We start from the raw sequence: 15,391 nt of genomic DNA, 5'->3' as shown, positions 1-15,391 counted from the left end.
AGAACGAGGTATGTCATGCCTAGCAGGAGAACCGTCCTTGCCGGCACCGCTGCCGTGGCCGCGCTCACCAGCGTCCCCCTTCTGTCCGGGCGCGCCCTGGCCGCCGCCTCCGCCTACCGCTGGCGCACCGTCGTCATGGGTGGTACCGGATTCGTCACCGGCGTGCTCTTCCACCCCTCCGTTCGCGGACTCGCCTACGCCCGTACCGACATCGGGGGCGCCTACCGCTGGGACGAACGGGGCGAGCGGTGGGTGCCGTTGACCGATCACATCGGGTGGGACGACTGGAATCTGCTCGGGGTGGAGGCGATGGCCGTCGATCCGCAGCACCCCGACCGGCTGTACCTCGCGCTCGGCACCTACGCCCAGCCCTGGGCCGGCAACGGAGCCGTGCTGCGCTCCGAGGACCGCGGGAACACCTGGCAGCGCACCGATCTCGCCGTGAAGCTCGGGGCCAACGAGGACGGGCGTGGCTGTGGGGAGCGGCTGCTCGTCGATCCCCGGGACAGTGACACGCTGTGGCTCGGCACCCGGCACGAGGGACTGCTCAAGTCGACCGACAGAGGCGCGAGTTGGCGGGCAGCGGAGTTCCCCGCCGACCCGAGCGGCACCGGTCAGGGCGTCACCTTCCTCGTTGCCGCCGGCCGTGCCGTGTACGCCGGATGGGGCGACTCCGACGGCACGGTGGACAGCCCCAACCTCTACCGCACGTCGGACGGCACGACCTGGGAGCCCGTCCCCGGCCGGCCCACCGGTGCCGCCGCCAAGGTCCCGGTCCGCGCCGCGTACGACCGCCACACCCGTGAGCTGTACGTGACGTATGCCGACGCGCCCGGGCCCAACGGGCAGGCGGACGGCAGTGTGCACAGGCTGCGCACGACGGACGGCGGGTGGACCGAGGTCACCCCGGTGAAGCCGGGCGGCACCGACACCTTCGGGTACGGCGGGGTCGCCGTCGACGCCCGCCGCCCCGGCACCGTCGTCGTCTCCACCAACAACCGCTGGGCCGCCGTCGACACCCTGTACCGGACCACCGACGGCGGTCGCAGCTGGACGTCCCTGAAGGACACGGCCGTCCTCGACGTCTCCGAGACGCCCTACCTGAAGTGGGGTGAGGACGAGCCCAAGTTCGGCTGGTGGATCCAGGCGGTCGCCCTCGACCCGTACGACTCCCGGCACCTCGTGTACGGCACGGGCGCGACCCTCTACGGCACCCGGGACCTCAGGCACTGGGCCCCGCAGATCCGCGGCCTGGAGGAGACGTCGGTCCGTCAGCTGATCTCGCCGCCGGCCGGGAAGGCGCATCTGATCAGCGGCAACGGAGACATCGGCGTGATGTACCACGAGTCGCTCACCGCGTCGCCGGCGCGCGGCATGGCCGCCAACCCTGTTTTCGGGACCGCCACGGGGCTCGCGCAGGCCGCGGCCAGGCCGTCGTACGTCGTCCGTGCGGGATGGGGCGACCACGGCAACGGTGCGTACTCCGAAGACGGCGGGCGGACCTGGGCGCCCTTCCCCGCGCAGCCCGCCATCGCCAAGGACGCGCCCGGGCCGATCGCCGCCAACGCCGACGGCAGCGTGCTGCTGTGGTCGTTCGTGCACTGGGACGGCACTCCGTATGCGGCGCGGCGCTCCGCCGACAACGGCGCCACCTGGTCCGAGGTCGCCACCTTCCCGAAGGGGGCCGCCCCGGTCGCGGACCCGGTCGACCCGTCCGTCTTCTACGCCTTCGACACCGCGACCGGCACCCTCCACGCCAGCACCGACGGCGGACTGACCTTCGCCGCGCGGTCCGGCGGGCTCAGTTCGGGCGACAGGGAGTTCCAGCTGGCCGTGGCGCCCGGCAGGTCCGGCGACCTGTGGCTGAGCCTCAAGTGGAACGGGCTCCACCGCTCCATCGACGGCGGCGCGACCTTCACCAAGGTCTCAAGCTGTTGGGCCTCGTACACCCTCGGCTTCGGCAGGGCCGCCAGGGGCGCCTCCTATCCGGCTGTCTACCTGGTCGGCTCGACCGAGGCCATCACTGCCGTCTACCGCTCCGACGACGAGGCGAGGACCTGGGTGCGGATCAACGACGACCGGCACCAGTGGGGCTGGACCGGCACCGCCGTCACCGGCGACCCGCGGATCCACGGCCGTGTCTACCTCGCCACCAACGGGCGGGGCGTGCAGTACGGGGAGCCCGCCTGATGCCGGACCTGAGCGACGCCACCCGCGGCCGCCTCCTCTTCGGCGGCGACTACAACCCCGAGCAGTGGCCCGAGGAGACCTGGCACGAGGACGTCCGGCTGATGAAGGAGGCCGGGGTCAACTCGGTCACCCTCGGCGTCTTCTCCTGGGCGAAGCTCGAACCCCGGCCGGGCGCGCGGGAGTTCGAGTGGCTGGACCGGCTGATGGACCTGATGCACGAGAACGGCATCGGCGTCGTCCTCGCCACCCCGACCTCCTCACCGCCGCCCTGGATGGGCCGCCTGCACCCCGAGACCCTCCCGCGCGACGAGGACGGCCGGACCGAGTGGTGGGGCTCCCGCCAGCACTTCTCCCACTCCAGCGCGACCTACCGCCGCTACGCCGCCGCCATCACCGAGGACCTCGCCGCCCGCTACGGCGGCCACCCCGCGCTGCGGCTGTGGCACATCAACAACGAGTACTGCACCTACGACTACGGCGACGAGGCCGAGGACGCCTTCCGAGGCTGGCTGCAGGCCAGATACGGCACGCTGGACGCCCTCAACCGGGCCTGGGGAACGGCCTTCTGGAGCCAGGGCTACGGCGACTGGCACGAGGTCCTGCCGCCGCGCAGGGCGCACTACATGAAGAACCCCACCCAGGTTCTGGACTTCCGGCGCTTCACCTCCGACGCCCTGCTGGAGTGCTACCTCGCCGAACGGGACATCGTGGCCCGGCACTCCCCGCACACCCCGGTGACCACCAACTTCATGGCGCTGTGGCAGGGTCTGGACGCCTGGCGGTGGGCCGGGCAGGAGGACGTCGTCTCCATCGACGTCTACCCGGATCCGAGGGACCCGTTCGGCGGGCAGTACGGAGCACTGGTGCACGACATGACCCGCTCGCAGGCCCGGGGCGGCCCCTGGGCTGTGATGGAGCAGGCCGCCGGACCGGTCAACTGGCGCGGGGTCAACCACCCCAAGCCCGCGGGACTCAACCGGCTCTGGTCCCTCCAGGCGGTGGCCCGCGGCGCCGACGCCGTCTGCTACTTCCAGTGGCGCCAGTCCCGGCAGGGCTCGGAGAAGTTCCACTCCGGGATGGTCGGCCACGCCGGCGAGCGGGGCCGCACCTTCCAGGAGGTCAAGCGGATCGGTACCGAACTCGCCCTGCTGAGCGGCAAGGTGGCGGACACCCGGGTCGAGGCCGCCGAGGTCGCCGTACTCCTCGACTGGAACTCCTGGTGGGCGGCCGAGCAGGACGGACGGCTCTCCCGCGAGGTCGACCAGGCGCAGGTCGTCCGCGCCTGGCACCGCGCCCTGTGGGAGGGGCACACCGTCGCCGACTTCGCGCACCCCGAGCACGACCTGTCCGGCTACCGGCTGGTCGTCGTACCGCAGCTGTACCTGATGACGGACGCGGCCGTCGACAACCTCGTCACCTACGTGCACCAAGGCGGCACCCTGGTCGCCGGCTTCCAGACCGGCGTCGCCGACGAGGACGACCGGGTCCGCGAAGGCGGCATGGACGCCCGGCTGCGCGACCTGTTCGGCATCCGCGTCCTGCACGAGTGGTGGCCGCTGGACGCGGGGGAGACGGTGGACGCCGACGGATTCCGCGGCACCCTGTGGTCCGAGGAGATCGAGGCGGCGGACGACGTCGACGCCGTCACCCCTTACAAGGGCGGCGAGCTGGACGGGCTCCCGGCCATCCTGCGCAAGGGCCGCGCCCGGTACCTCTCCACCCTCCCCGAGCCGCACGCCCTGCGCGCGCTGCTCACCGAGATCGCAGCCGAGGCGGGCGTACGGCCGACCCTCGCCGGGCTTCCGGCCGGGGTGGAGGCGGTACGGCGGGGCGGGCTGCTGTTCCTGCTCCAGCACGGGCGCGAGCGCGTCACCGTGCCGGTGCCGGGCCGCCATCGAGACCTGCTGACCGGCGCCGAGGTCACCGGCACGGTCGAACTCGGTCGCTACGGGGTCGCCGTGCTGGAGGCCGCCTCATGAACGGACCCACGCACGGCACCTGGGAGCCGGCTCCCGCCGCCCGCTGGGAGGACGCCTTCCTGAGCGGGAACGGCCGGCACGGCATCATGGTGTTCGGTGATCCGAACGTCGACCGGGTCGTCGTCAACCATCACAGCCTGGTCCGCCCCAACGGCGGCGAACACGCCCGACCGCCCGCCCTCGCCGACGAACTCCCGCTGCTCCAGGACCGGTTGCTGGCCGGTGACGTCACCGCCGCCGAGACCTTCACCGACGGGCGGGAACTCCAGTGGGTGCAGCCCTTCCACCCCGCCTTCCAGATACGGCTGAACCGCTCGGCCACCGAGGTGCGCGAGGACCACCGCCGCGAGGTCGACTTCACCACCGGCGTCTGCACGGCCGTACGGGGCGCCTGGCAGAGCGAGACCTTCGTCTCCCGCGCCGACGACGTCATCGTCCACCGCGTCACCGAGCCCGGCCTCACCGCAGAAGTGACCCTCGACCACCAACTCCCGGGCGCGCCGGGCAACCTGGCCGTCGGACACGGCACCGTCCTCACCCCCGAAGGCGCACTCCTCACCCTCCGGGTCCGGTATCCCGGCGGCGATCGCGCCTACACGGGCGTCACCCTCGCCGTCGTCACCGGCGGTCGCACCCGCACCTCACTGCCCGGCATCCGGATCGAGAACGCCGGCGCCCTGCTCCTCCTCACCCGGGTCCGGCGCCACGCCGGTGAGCTGGACGTCCTCGCCGAGGCACGTGAGCTGCGCGCGCTCCTGCCCGAGGACGCCGACCAGGACCCGTACACCGTTCTCCTCGGCCGCCACCGGGCCCTGCACCGCCCCGCCTATCTCCGTGCCGGCCTCGACCTCGACGCGGACGACACCGAAAGGGCCCTGCCCGGCTCGGAGCTGGTCCGCCGTCCGAAGAGCGCCGCCCTCCTGGAGCGCCTCTTCGCGGCCGGCCGCTACCACCTGCTGTCCGCCTCCGGCATGCTGCCGCCGCGCCTCACCGGCCTGTGGACCGGCGACTGGAACACGGCGTGGTCGGGCGCCTTCACCGCCGACGCCAACCTCAACCTCCAGACCTCCTCGGCCGCGGCCGCCGCGCTCCCGGAGGTCACCGAGGCCCACGCCGCCCTCGTGCACGGGCAGGTCGACCACTGGCGCGACAACGCGCGCGCGATCTTCGGCGCCCGGGGCGTCGTGGCGCCCGCCCACACCGACGGCGAGTCCGGGCACGTCTACCACTTCAGCCGCGAGTACCCCCTGCACCTGTGGACCGCGGGCGCCGACTGGCTCCTCAAGCCCCTCGTCGACCACGACGAGACCTGGGGCGAGCGCGACCCGCGCACCGCGGCCCTACTCGCCGAAGTCGCCCTGTTCTACGAGGACTTCCTCACCCGCACCGACGAGGACGGCCGTCTCGTCGTCGTCCCCTCCTACTCGCCGGAGAACCGCCCGGCCAACGCGAGCTGGGGCAGCGTCAACGCCGCCATGGACCTCTCGGCGGCCCGGCACGCCCTGCGCACGGCGGCCCGCTACCACCAGGGCACCCCCGAGGCCGACCGCTGGCGCACCCTCGCCGACCGCCTCCCACCGCACCGGATCAACGCCGACGGCGCCCTCGCGGAATGGGCCGGGCCCGGCCTGGAGGACAGCTACGACCACCGCCACCTCAGCCACCTCTACGGCGTCTGGCCGCTCGACGAGATCACCCCGTACGACACCCCCGGCCTCGCGGCGGCCGCCCGGCGTGCCCTGGAACTGCGCGGCGCCGAGAACGACTCCGCGCACGGCCACCTGCACCACGCCCTGATCGCGGCCCGGCTCGGGGACGGAGAGCGCGTCGCCCACGCCCTCGACCAGGTCCTCGGCGGTGACTTCTTCCACGCCTCCCTGATGAGCGCCCACTATCCGCGCCGCGACGTCTACAACGCGGACGCCGCGCACACGCTGCCCGCCGTACTGATCGAGATGCTCGTGCAGTCGACCCCGGACCGGCTGGTCCTGCTGCCCGCGGTCCCGCGGACCTGCCCACGGGGGCGGCTCAGCGGCATCCGCACCCGGTTCGGGGCGCGGCTCGATCTGAGCTGGGGCCCGGACGGGGCCACGGCCGTCCTCATGCCGACCCGCACCCTGCGCATCGAACTCCGGACTTCCCCCGGCGACGGCGATCGCGCCGCGCGTCCGCTCGATCTCGTCGCCGGAGAAGACCACGTCCTCAGCCTCGGGGCGTGGTGACCTCCCCGCAATTCCAAGGCAACTCCCCCCCACCCATGGAAAGGGACACCATGGCAAGGAGCACACTGCGCAAGATCGCCACGGTCGTGCTGGCCCCGGCGATGGCCCTCGGCGCCACCGTCGGCCTCGCCTCCGCCCCCGCCTCGGCCGCCGTCTGGAACTCCTGCGACCAGTGGGGCAACACCAGCCTCAACGGCTACACGCTCTACAACAACATCTGGGGCTCCGGCGCCGGCAGCCAGTGCGTCTGGGCCAACTCCGGCACCAACTGGGGCGTCTGGGCGAACCATCCCAACACCGGCGGCATCAAGTCCTACCCGAACTCCAAGAAGGTGATCAACAAGACGATCGCCTCCCTCGGCTCGCTCACCAGCAACTACAACGTCACCGTCCCGTCGTCCGGCGCGTACAACACGTCGTACGACATCTGGGACACCGACTACGACTACGAGATCATGCTCTGGGTCAACTACAACGGCGCCGTCGGCCCGCTCGGCACCTCGCAGGGCAATGTCACCCTCGGCGGCCATACCTGGACCGTCTACAAGGGCAGCAACGGGGCCAACGAGGTGTTCTCGTTCCTGCGGACCTCCGACTCCAGCTCCGGGAGCGTCAACATCAAGCCGATCCTGACCTGGATCTCGGGCACCAAGGGCTGGATGTCCAGCTCCGAGACCATCGGTGACGTCCAGTTCGGCTACGAGATCACCTCGTCGTCGGGCGGCCTGGACTTCGTCACCAACAATCTGACCGTCAGCAGCAGCTGACGTCTCACGCGGCCGGGGCCGGCCCACGTCCCGCCTCAGGCGGGGTCGACCTCGGCCCGCAGCGCGTTGTAGTCCGCGAAGGCGGCCTCGACCTCGTCGCGGTCCAGGCCGTAACGGGCCAGGTCGTAGCGGTGCGGGCGGGTGCCCTTCGGCCGGGCGACCACGCCGGCGAGCCGGGCGGCCTCCGCTTGCGTCCATGGTGCGCCGACCGCGTCGTAGAGCTTGGGCGCACCGACGGCCGGCTCGGCGCCGAGCCAGGAGTACGGGGCGTCCACGACCGCCTCGCGGGGGAGTGCGGCACGGGCCGCGAGCCCGCGGCGAACGGCACGAGAGAGCAGGCCGAACCAGGTCGCGCCGATGCCGTGCAGGTCGAGCGGGCGGGTGCTGACGGTCATGCCGTGCTCGATCAGGCTGCAGAACGAGGCCACGGCGGTGACCGGGTCACGGTGGCACCACACGAGCGTGGCGTCCGGGAACACCCGGTGCAGCGCGTCCAGGTTGCCCAGGTGCAGCGGGGACTTCAGCACCCAGCGGCGGCGCGGACGGCCGTACTGGAGGACCTGGAACACCTGCTTGAGATACCGGTAGTCGTCGGTGAAGTCCCGCTCGCGGTACCACGCCGTGTACTCGGGGATCAGTGCCTGCGACAGCGGCATCAGGGCGTGCGGCAGGGCGAAGGTGCACTCCTCCGGGCCCTCGGCCGCCATCGGGTGGATGTCGCGGAAGCGCGGCGTGAACAGGTGGGTGCCCTGGACCATCCGGCGCCCGGCCGTGATCGCCCTGCGGCGCTCGCGGGGCGGCAACTCCAGGTCGGGGGAGAGCAGTTCCCACAGCAGCGGGCCGCGGTGCTCGGCCGACAGCGCCAGCACGGCGTGCGTGACCGTGGTCGCGGTGCGCGGCAGGCCCACCACGAACACCGGCTTCTCGATCGGCTCCCGCTCGATCTCCGGATGCTCGGCGATCAGCCTCCGGATCCTGGCCCGGTTGGCGAGATGCCGGCGCACGAAGACCTGCGCGGACTGCCAGCCGACCGGCGTGAGGTTGTCGGCCTTCGCCCACCAGCCCAGCAGCGCCCGGAAGTCGTCGACGAACTGTCCGTCCCCCTTCGCCTCTCCCGTCTCCACGACGATCCGGTCGAAGATCCGGTCGGGACTGCGCCGGGAACGGAACGCCGGCCGCAGCAGCTGATTGGCCAGGGCGAGAGCCAGGGGAGGCGTGGACACGGGGCGACCCTATCGCGCCTAACTTGCCTTACAAGATGGGCAGTTGGGCTACTCCTTGATCGGCAGCCGTGCCCCGTCCCGCAGGAACAGCGGGATGCGGTCCAGCGGGGCGTCGACGGTGACGGCCCGTCCGCCCTCGTAAGCCTCCCCGGTCCAGGCGTCCGTCCACCGTGCCCCGGCCGGAAGGTACGTCGTCCGGGCCGTCGCGCCCGGCTCCAGGACCGGTGCCACCAGCAGGTCCGCGCCGAGCAGATAGGCATCCGAGACCTGCCAGCACGGCTTGTCCGCGGGGAACTCCAGGAACAGCGGCCGCATCACCGGCAGGCCCTCCTCGTGGGCCTCGCGCATGACGTCGAGGACGTACGGCTTCAGGCGCTCGCGCAGCCGCAGGTACGCCTCCAGGATCGGGCGGGCCTGCTCGCCGTAGGACCACACCTCGTTCGGGCCGCCGGTCATCTCGGGGCCCAGCGGCATGCCCGGGTCGCGGAAGCCGTGCAGACGCATCAGCGGGGACAGGGCGCCGAACTGGAACCAGCGGATCATGACCTCGCGGTAGGCGGGGTCGTCCGGGTCGCCGCCGTGGAAGCCGCCGATGTCCGTGTTCCACCACGGGATGCCGGACATCGCGGTGTTCAGGCCGGCCGCGATCTGGCGGCGCAGGGTCGGGAAGTCGGTGCCGATGTCACCGGACCACAGGGCGGCGCCGTAGCGCTGGCTGCCCGCCCACGCCGAGCGGTTGAGGGTGACGATCTCCTCCTCGCCGGACGCGCGGAGCCCCTCGTAGAAGGTGCGGGAGTTCTCGGCCGGGTAGCTGTTGCCGACCTCCAAGCCGGGGCCCGCCCAGTAGCGCAGGTTCTCCGGGAAACCGGGCTTGAGCTCGGGCTCGCAGGCGTCCAGCCAGAAGGCCGTGATGCCGTACGGGTCGAGGTAGTTCTCCTTGATCCTCGACCACACGAACTCCCGGGCCTCGGGGTTCGTGGCGTCGTAGAAGGCGATCTGGACGGTGGAGGCGACCTCCTTGTCGGGCCAGTCGGCGTGCGCCATGGGGCCGTACTGGGTGCCGATGAAGTAGCCGCGCTGCTCCATCAGGGGATGGTTCTCGCTCAGCGGCGACACCGAAGGCCACACGGACACGACCAGCTTGATGCCCAGCTCTTCCAGTTCGCGGACCATGGCCGCCGGGTCGGGCCACTCGGCCGGGTCGAACTTCCAGTCGCCCAGGTGCGTCCAGTGGAAGAAGTCGCACACGATCGCCGAGACGGGCAGACCCCGGCGCTTGTACTCCCTCGCCACACCGAGGAGTTCGTCCTGCGTGCGGTAGCGCAGCTTGCACTGCCAGAAGCCCGCCGCCCACTCCGGCAGCATCGGCGTACGGCCCGTCGCCGCGCTGTAGCGGCGCTGGCCGTCGGCCGGGGAGCCCGCGGTGATCCAGTAGTCGATCTGCCGGGCGGAGTCGGCGACCCAGCGGGTGCCGTTGTGCGCGAGCTCCACGCGGCCGATCGCCGGGTTGTTCCACAGCAGGGTGTAGCCCCGGCTGGAGGCGAGCACCGGGATGCCGACCTCGGCGTTGCGCTGCACCAGGTCCAGGACCAGGCCCTTCTGGTCGAACCGGCCGTGCTGGTGCTGGCCGAGGCCGTACAGCCGCTCGTCGTCGTAGGCTGCGAACCGCTGCTCCAGGCGGTGATGGCCGTTGCCGACGGCGGTGTACAGACGCGGGCCCGGCCACCAGAAGTGGGCGCGGGCCTCCGCGAGGAGCTCGGCGGAGTCCTCGGTGCGCAGGAAACGGATCAGGCCCTCGGCGTCGACGTGGACGGTCAGGGCGCCCACGGTCAGCTGCGCCTCCCCGTCACCGATCTTGACCGAGCTCTCCGTGGCCGGCGGTTCGTCGAGCAGCGCACCCGGCAGCCCGTCGAGGATCGGACCACCGAGCCGGGCACGCACCCGGACCGCGTCCGGCCCCCACGGCTCGACGCGGACGGTCTCCTGCCGGCCGCTCCACTCCAGCGCACCGTCCCGCTCACGGAACGTGCCGACGGTCGGCGACGACTGCGCGAGGCTGACCGCGCCCGGCTGGGACATGTCTTCGGCGAGCTGATTCACGTGAGCGCTCCAGGGGAGGGAGGCGGGTGCAGGCATGGCGGTGCCCGGGCGGGGGCACGGTGGTGCGGTGATCGGTGCGTGGCGGGCGTGAGGTGACCGGTCCGTCGCAGGCGTGCGATGACCGGTGCGTGGCGGGGGGTGCGGATGATCTGCGGGCGGCGGGCGGCGGGCGGCGGAGCGTGCGGTGATCAGTGGGTCGCGGACGGTGCCGGACCCGTGCTCGCCCGGACCGTCAACTCGGGTGCGATCAGCACGACTTCGTCGCTGCCGTGCCCGTCCAGCTTGGCGACCAGCTGCCGCACGGCATGCCGGCCCATCTCCTGCGCGGGGATGGAGACCGACGTCAGCCGCACCGAGGCCTGTGTGGCGACCTGGTCGGGGCAGATCGCGACGACCGACACGTCCTCCGGTACGGCGCGGCCCTGCTGGCGCAGCAGGGCGAGCAGCGGCTCGACGGCCGACTCGTTCTGCACGACGAACCCCGTGGTGCTCGGGCGCTCGTCGAAGATCCGGGCGAGGGTGACGGCCATGGCGTCGTAGCCGCCCTCGCACGGCCGGTGCAGCAGCCGCATCCCCAACTCCTGCGAACGCAGCCGGAGTCCGTCCAGCGTGCGCTCGGCGAAACCCGTGTGCCGCTCGTAGACCGCCGGGGCCTCTCCTATGACAGCGATGTCGCGGTGCCCCAGCTTCGCCAGATGCTCCACGCACAGCGCCCCGGTCGCCTTGAAGTCGAGGTCGACGCAGGTCAGCCCGGCGGTGTCGGCGGGCAGCCCGATCAGCACGGACGGCTGGTGGTCCCCCACTCTCGGCTTCGCTCGAGCGGGGGCGCCCCCATCGCGCAGCAGCGGCAGCCGCTCGTCGTCCAGCTCGACGTCCATCAGGATCATCGCGTCCGCGAGCCCGCTGCCGGTGACCCGGCGCACGGCGTCGGGGCCCTCCTCGCCGGTCAGCAGCAGGACGTCGTAGCCGTGCGTGCGGGCCGTGGTGGCCACGGCGATGGCGATCTCCATCATCACCGGCACGTACATGTCGGTGCGCAGCGGGATCATCAGCGCGATGATGTTCGACCGGCTGCTGGCCAGGGCACGGGCACCCGCGTTCGGGTGGTAGCCGAGCTCACGGATGCTCTGCTCGACCCGCTGCCGGGTGTTCGCGGAGATGGACCGCTTGCCGCTGAGGACATAGCTCACCGTGCTCGCCGAGACTCCGGCGTGCTGGGCGACCTCGGCGAGGGTGACCATCCAGCTCTCCAAGCTTGTGTGAAGCGCTTCGACAGTGCGCGACAGGAACAGGGTCAGGTGTGAGGGTGGTTCGACACTAACTCTGGCGCGCGTGGGTGTCCATAGGTTGTCGAAGCGCTTCGACAATTTTTCTGAGGCGGTGCGAGCACCCGTTCGGCGCAAGCCGCCCGGCGGGGTTCGCGGCCGGGGTTCCAGCGTACGGTCCGCGCGAAGACCGGCCCCCGATCCGCAGACATCGGCCGAACGGTCGCGCGCGGGGTGGTGGGCGCGCCTGTAATCGGGTACATACGATCGGGTAGCACCCGTCGGTAACCAAACGGCCCAAGATCCCGATTCGCGGCGAGGTGAGCCTCATGTCCGCAGCACCCACGAAGCCCACTGTCACTGAGCGTGAGGCACGCCAAGTGGCGGAGGAGGCAAGGCAACAGGACTGGCGCAAGCCCAGTTTCGCCAAGGAGCTCTTCCTCGGCCGCTTCCGCCTGGACCTCATCCACCCCCACCCGATGCCCACCGACGAGGCCACCCAGCGCGGCGAGGAGTTCCTCGCCAAACTGCGCGACTTCATCGAGACGAAGGTCGACGGCGCCCTCATCGAACGCGAGGCCCGCATCCCCGACGAGGTGATCGACGGCCTCAAGGAACTCGGCGCCTTCGGCATGAAGATCGACACCAAGTACGGCGGGCTCGGCCTCACCCAGGTCTACTACAACAAGGCCCTCACCCTGGCCGGCTCCGCCAGCCCGGCGATCGGTGTCCTGCTCTCCGCCCATCAGTCGATCGGCGTACCGCAGCCGCTGAAGCTGTTCGGCACCCCGGAGCAGAAGGAACGGTTCCTGCCGCGCTGCGCCCGCACCGACATCAGCGCCTTCCTGCTGACCGAGCCCGACGTCGGCTCCGACCCGGCCCGTCTCGCCACCTCCGCCGTACCCGACGGTGACGACTACGTCCTCGACGGCGTGAAGCTGTGGACGACCAACGGCGTGGTCGCCGACCTCCTCGTCGTCATGGCGCGGGTGCCGAAGTCCGAGGGACACAAGGGCGGCATCACCGCCTTCGTCGTGGAGAGCAACTCGCCCGGCATCACCGTCGAGAACCGCAACGCCTTCATGGGCCTGCGCGGCATCGAGAACGGCGTCACCCGCTTCCACCAGGTCCGCGTCCCCGCCGCCAACCGCGTCGGTCCCGAGGGCGCCGGCCTGAAGATCGCGCTCACCACGCTGAACACCGGACGGCTGTCGCTGCCCGCGTCCTGCGTCGCGGCCGGCAAGTGGTGCCTGAAGATCGCCCGCGAGTGGTCGGCGGCACGCGAGCAGTGGGGCAAGCCGCTCGCCCAGCACGAGGCCGTCGGCGCCAAGATCTCCTTCATCGCGGCCACCACCTTCGCGCTGGAGGCCGTCACCGACCTCGCTTCGCAGATGGCCGACGAGGACCGCAACGACATCCGCATCGAAGGCGCCCTCGCCAAGCTGTACGCCTCCGAGATGGCCTGGCTCATGGCCGACGAGCTCATCCAGATCCGCGGCGGCCGGGGCTTCGAGACGGCCGACTCGCTCAGGGCGCGCGGCGAGCGCGGCGTCCCCGCCGAGCAGGTCCTGCGCGACCTGCGGATCAACCGCATCTTCGAGGGCTCGACGGAGATCATGCACCTCCTGATCGCCCGCGAGGCCGTCGACGCCCACCTCTCGGTCGCCGGTGACCTCATCGACCCCGACAAGTCCCTCCAGGACAAGGCCAAGGCGGGCGCGAGCGCCGGCGTCTTCTACGCCAAGTGGCTGCCGAAGCTGGTCGCCGGACAGGGACAACTGCCGTACACGTACGGCGAGTTCAAACGCGGCGTCGACCTCTCCCCGCACCTGCGCTACGTCGAACGCACCTCCCGCAAGCTGGCCCGGTCCACCTTCTACGGCATGTCACGCTGGCAGGGCCGCATGGAGACCAAGCAGGGCTTCCTGGGCCGGGTCGTCGACATCGGCGCCGAACTGTTCGCCATGAGCGCCGCCTGCGTCCGCGCCGAGCACCTGCGGGCCCGGGGCGAGCACGGCCGCGAGGCCTACCAGCTCGCCGACGCCTTCTGCCGGCAGTCCCGGCTGCGCGTCGAGGAGCTCTTCGGCCGGCTGTGGTCCAACACCGACGACCTCGACCGCAAGGTGGTCAAGGGAGTCATGGCAGGCACCTACGAGTGGCTGGAATCGGGCATCGTCGACCCCTCGGACGACGGCGGTGTGTGGATCGCGGACGCGACCCCGGGCCCGAGCGAGCGGGAGAACGTGCACCGCCCGATCCGGTGACCGTCACGGTGAGGGGTCGCCGCACACAACTCACTGTCGGCGGCGACCCCTCACCATCCTGTTACCTGCCGGACGGGGACGCCCTGTCCTCCCCGTCGGTCCTTGCGGCCACAATGGGGGGATGAGCGACAGTCCAGCCCCACTCGCCGACCCGCATCTCGTCTACGACCCCGTGGCGGGCGACGGCCCCAAGGACGTGGTGATCCTCGGCTCCACCGGCTCGATCGGCACCCAGGCCATCGACCTCGTGCTGCGCAACCCCGACCGGTTCCGGGTCACCGCCCTGTCCGCCAACGGCGGCCGGGTCGCCCTCCTCGCCGAGCAGGCGTACCGGCTGAAGGCGCGGACCGTCGCGGTCGCCCGCGAGGACGTCGTGCCGGCGCTGCGCGAGGCACTGACGGCCCAGTACGGCACGGGCGAGCCGCTCCCCGAGATCCTCGCCGGACCGGACGCGGCCACACAGGTCGCCGCCTCCGACTGCCACACCGTCCTGAACGGCATCACCGGCTCCATCGGCCTCGCGCCCACCCTCGCCGCCCTGGAGGCGGGCCGCACCCTCGCGCTCGCCAACAAGGAGTCGCTCATCGTCGGCGGCCCGCTGGTCAAGGCGCTCGCCAAGCCCGGGCAGATCATCCCGGTCGACTCCGAGCACGCCGCCCTGTTCCAGGCGCTGGCGTCCGGCACCCGCGCGGACGTGCGCAAGCTGGTGGTGACCGCCTCCGGCGGCCCCTTCCGTGGCCGCACCAAGGCCGAGCTCGCGAACGTGACCGTCGAGGACGCCCTCGCCCACCCCACCTGGGCCATGGGCCCGGTGATCACGATCAACTCCGCGACCCTGGTCAACAAGGGCCTGGAGGTCATCGAGGCGCACCTGCTCTACGACATTTCCTTCGACCGCATTGAGGTGGTCGTGCATCCCCAGTCGTATGTTCACTCGATGGTTGAGTTCACCGACGGATCCACGATCGCCCAGGCGACGCCCCCTGACATGCGCGGGCCCATCGCCATCGGCCTGGGCTGGCCCGAGCGCATCCCGGACGCCGCGCCCACCTTCGACTGGAGCAAGGCGTCGACCTGGGAGTTCTTCCCGCTCGACAACGACGCGTTCCCCTCGGTCGGCCTGGCGCGCCACGTGGGGAAGCTCGCGGGCACGGCTCCCGCGGTGTTCAATGCGGCCAACGAGGAGTGCGTGGAGGCCTTCCGGTCCGGCGCACTGCCGTTCAACGGGATCATCGAGACCGTGACGCGGGTGGTGGAGGAGCACGGCACCCCGCGCTCGGGAACTTCGCTGACCGTCGCGGACGTCCTCGAAGCGGAGAGCTGGGCCCGTGAGCGGGCCCGGGAACTGGCGGCACACACGGCGGAGGCCCGTGCATGACGA

Annotated in this window: 9 protein-coding genes; 6 read left to right on the top strand and 3 right to left on the bottom strand. The window is 71.6% G+C overall.

Going from position 1 to position 15,391, the window contains the following annotated elements; translation table 11 throughout:
* The first annotated feature begins 15 nt into the window (after positions 1–15).
* From CP983_RS12280 to CP983_RS12265, 4 genes are read left to right on the top strand one after another with little or no spacing between them, the layout of a single operon-like run.
* A complete protein-coding gene (locus CP983_RS12280; RefSeq protein WP_150499616.1) occupies positions 16–2,190 on the top strand; it encodes a sialidase family protein in 2,175 nt (724 codons plus the stop codon).
* Complete coding sequence (locus CP983_RS12275) at positions 2,190–4,169, top strand: beta-galactosidase (RefSeq protein ID WP_150499615.1); 1,980 nt, start codon at positions 2,190–2,192, stop codon at positions 4,167–4,169. Before CP983_RS12280 ends, CP983_RS12275 begins: the two co-directional genes overlap by 1 nt.
* Complete coding sequence (locus CP983_RS12270; protein WP_150499614.1) at positions 4,166–6,391, top strand: glycosyl hydrolase family 95 catalytic domain-containing protein; 2,226 nt, start codon at positions 4,166–4,168, stop codon at positions 6,389–6,391. Before CP983_RS12275 ends, CP983_RS12270 begins: the two co-directional genes overlap by 4 nt.
* 50 nt (positions 6,392–6,441) lie before the next feature.
* Positions 6,442–7,158, top strand: coding sequence for a glycoside hydrolase family 12 protein (locus CP983_RS12265; RefSeq protein ID WP_167537691.1), 717 nt, complete (start codon positions 6,442–6,444; stop codon positions 7,156–7,158).
* A gap of 35 nt (positions 7,159–7,193) precedes the next feature.
* Here CP983_RS12265 and CP983_RS12260 read toward each other — a convergent pair whose 3' ends face one another.
* The 3 genes from CP983_RS12260 to CP983_RS12250 form a co-directional block, all read right to left on the bottom strand.
* Complete coding sequence (locus tag CP983_RS12260) at positions 7,194–8,381, bottom strand: sulfotransferase family protein (RefSeq protein ID WP_150499612.1); 1,188 nt, start codon at positions 8,379–8,381, stop codon at positions 7,194–7,196.
* 48 nt (positions 8,382–8,429) lie between these two features.
* A complete protein-coding gene (locus tag CP983_RS12255; RefSeq protein WP_373309899.1) occupies positions 8,430–10,460 on the bottom strand; it encodes a glycoside hydrolase family 31 protein in 2,031 nt (676 codons plus the stop codon).
* A gap of 209 nt (positions 10,461–10,669) precedes the next feature.
* Positions 10,670–11,722 (bottom strand): LacI family DNA-binding transcriptional regulator, encoded by a 1,053-nt coding sequence (locus tag CP983_RS12250; RefSeq protein ID WP_107902290.1) that lies wholly within the window; start codon positions 11,720–11,722, stop codon positions 10,670–10,672.
* A 353-nt stretch (positions 11,723–12,075) separates the two neighbouring features.
* On the opposite strand from CP983_RS12250, the gene CP983_RS12245 reads away from it, so the two are divergent.
* A complete protein-coding gene (locus CP983_RS12245) occupies positions 12,076–14,010 on the top strand; it encodes an acyl-CoA dehydrogenase family protein (protein WP_150499610.1) in 1,935 nt (644 codons plus the stop codon).
* A gap of 121 nt (positions 14,011–14,131) precedes the next feature.
* Positions 14,132–15,388, top strand: a complete 1,257-nt coding sequence (gene dxr / locus CP983_RS12240; protein WP_107902286.1) for a 1-deoxy-D-xylulose-5-phosphate reductoisomerase — start codon at positions 14,132–14,134, stop codon at positions 15,386–15,388.
* The last annotated feature ends 3 nt before the right edge of the window (positions 15,389–15,391 follow it).

It is taken from the genome of Streptomyces chartreusis, from assembly GCF_008704715.1.
Taxonomy (GTDB): Bacteria; Actinomycetota; Actinomycetes; order Streptomycetales; family Streptomycetaceae; genus Streptomyces; species Streptomyces chartreusis.
The sequence above is the reverse complement of the archived record's forward strand: the minus strand, read 5'-3'. Positions and strand labels throughout refer to the sequence as shown.

Excerpts from the sequence above, each read along its gene's own strand:
- dxr (WP_107902286.1), top strand. The coding sequence starts at position 14,132 with ATGAGCGACAGTCCAGCCCCACTCGCCGACCCGCATCTCGTCTACGAC.
- CP983_RS12250 (WP_107902290.1), bottom strand. The coding sequence starts at position 11,722 with ATGGTCACCCTCGCCGAGGTCGCCCAGCACGCCGGAGTCTCGGCGAGC.
- CP983_RS12275 (WP_150499615.1), top strand. The coding sequence starts at position 2,190 with ATGCCGGACCTGAGCGACGCCACCCGCGGCCGCCTCCTCTTCGGCGGC.
- CP983_RS12245 (WP_150499610.1), top strand. The coding sequence starts at position 12,076 with ATGTCCGCAGCACCCACGAAGCCCACTGTCACTGAGCGTGAGGCACGC.
- CP983_RS12265 (WP_167537691.1), top strand. The coding sequence starts at position 6,442 with ATGGCAAGGAGCACACTGCGCAAGATCGCCACGGTCGTGCTGGCCCCG.
- CP983_RS12270 (WP_150499614.1), top strand. The coding sequence starts at position 4,166 with ATGAACGGACCCACGCACGGCACCTGGGAGCCGGCTCCCGCCGCCCGC.
- CP983_RS12280 (WP_150499616.1), top strand. The coding sequence starts at position 16 with ATGCCTAGCAGGAGAACCGTCCTTGCCGGCACCGCTGCCGTGGCCGCG.
- CP983_RS12255 (WP_373309899.1), bottom strand. The coding sequence starts at position 10,460 with ATGTCCCAGCCGGGCGCGGTCAGCCTCGCGCAGTCGTCGCCGACCGTC.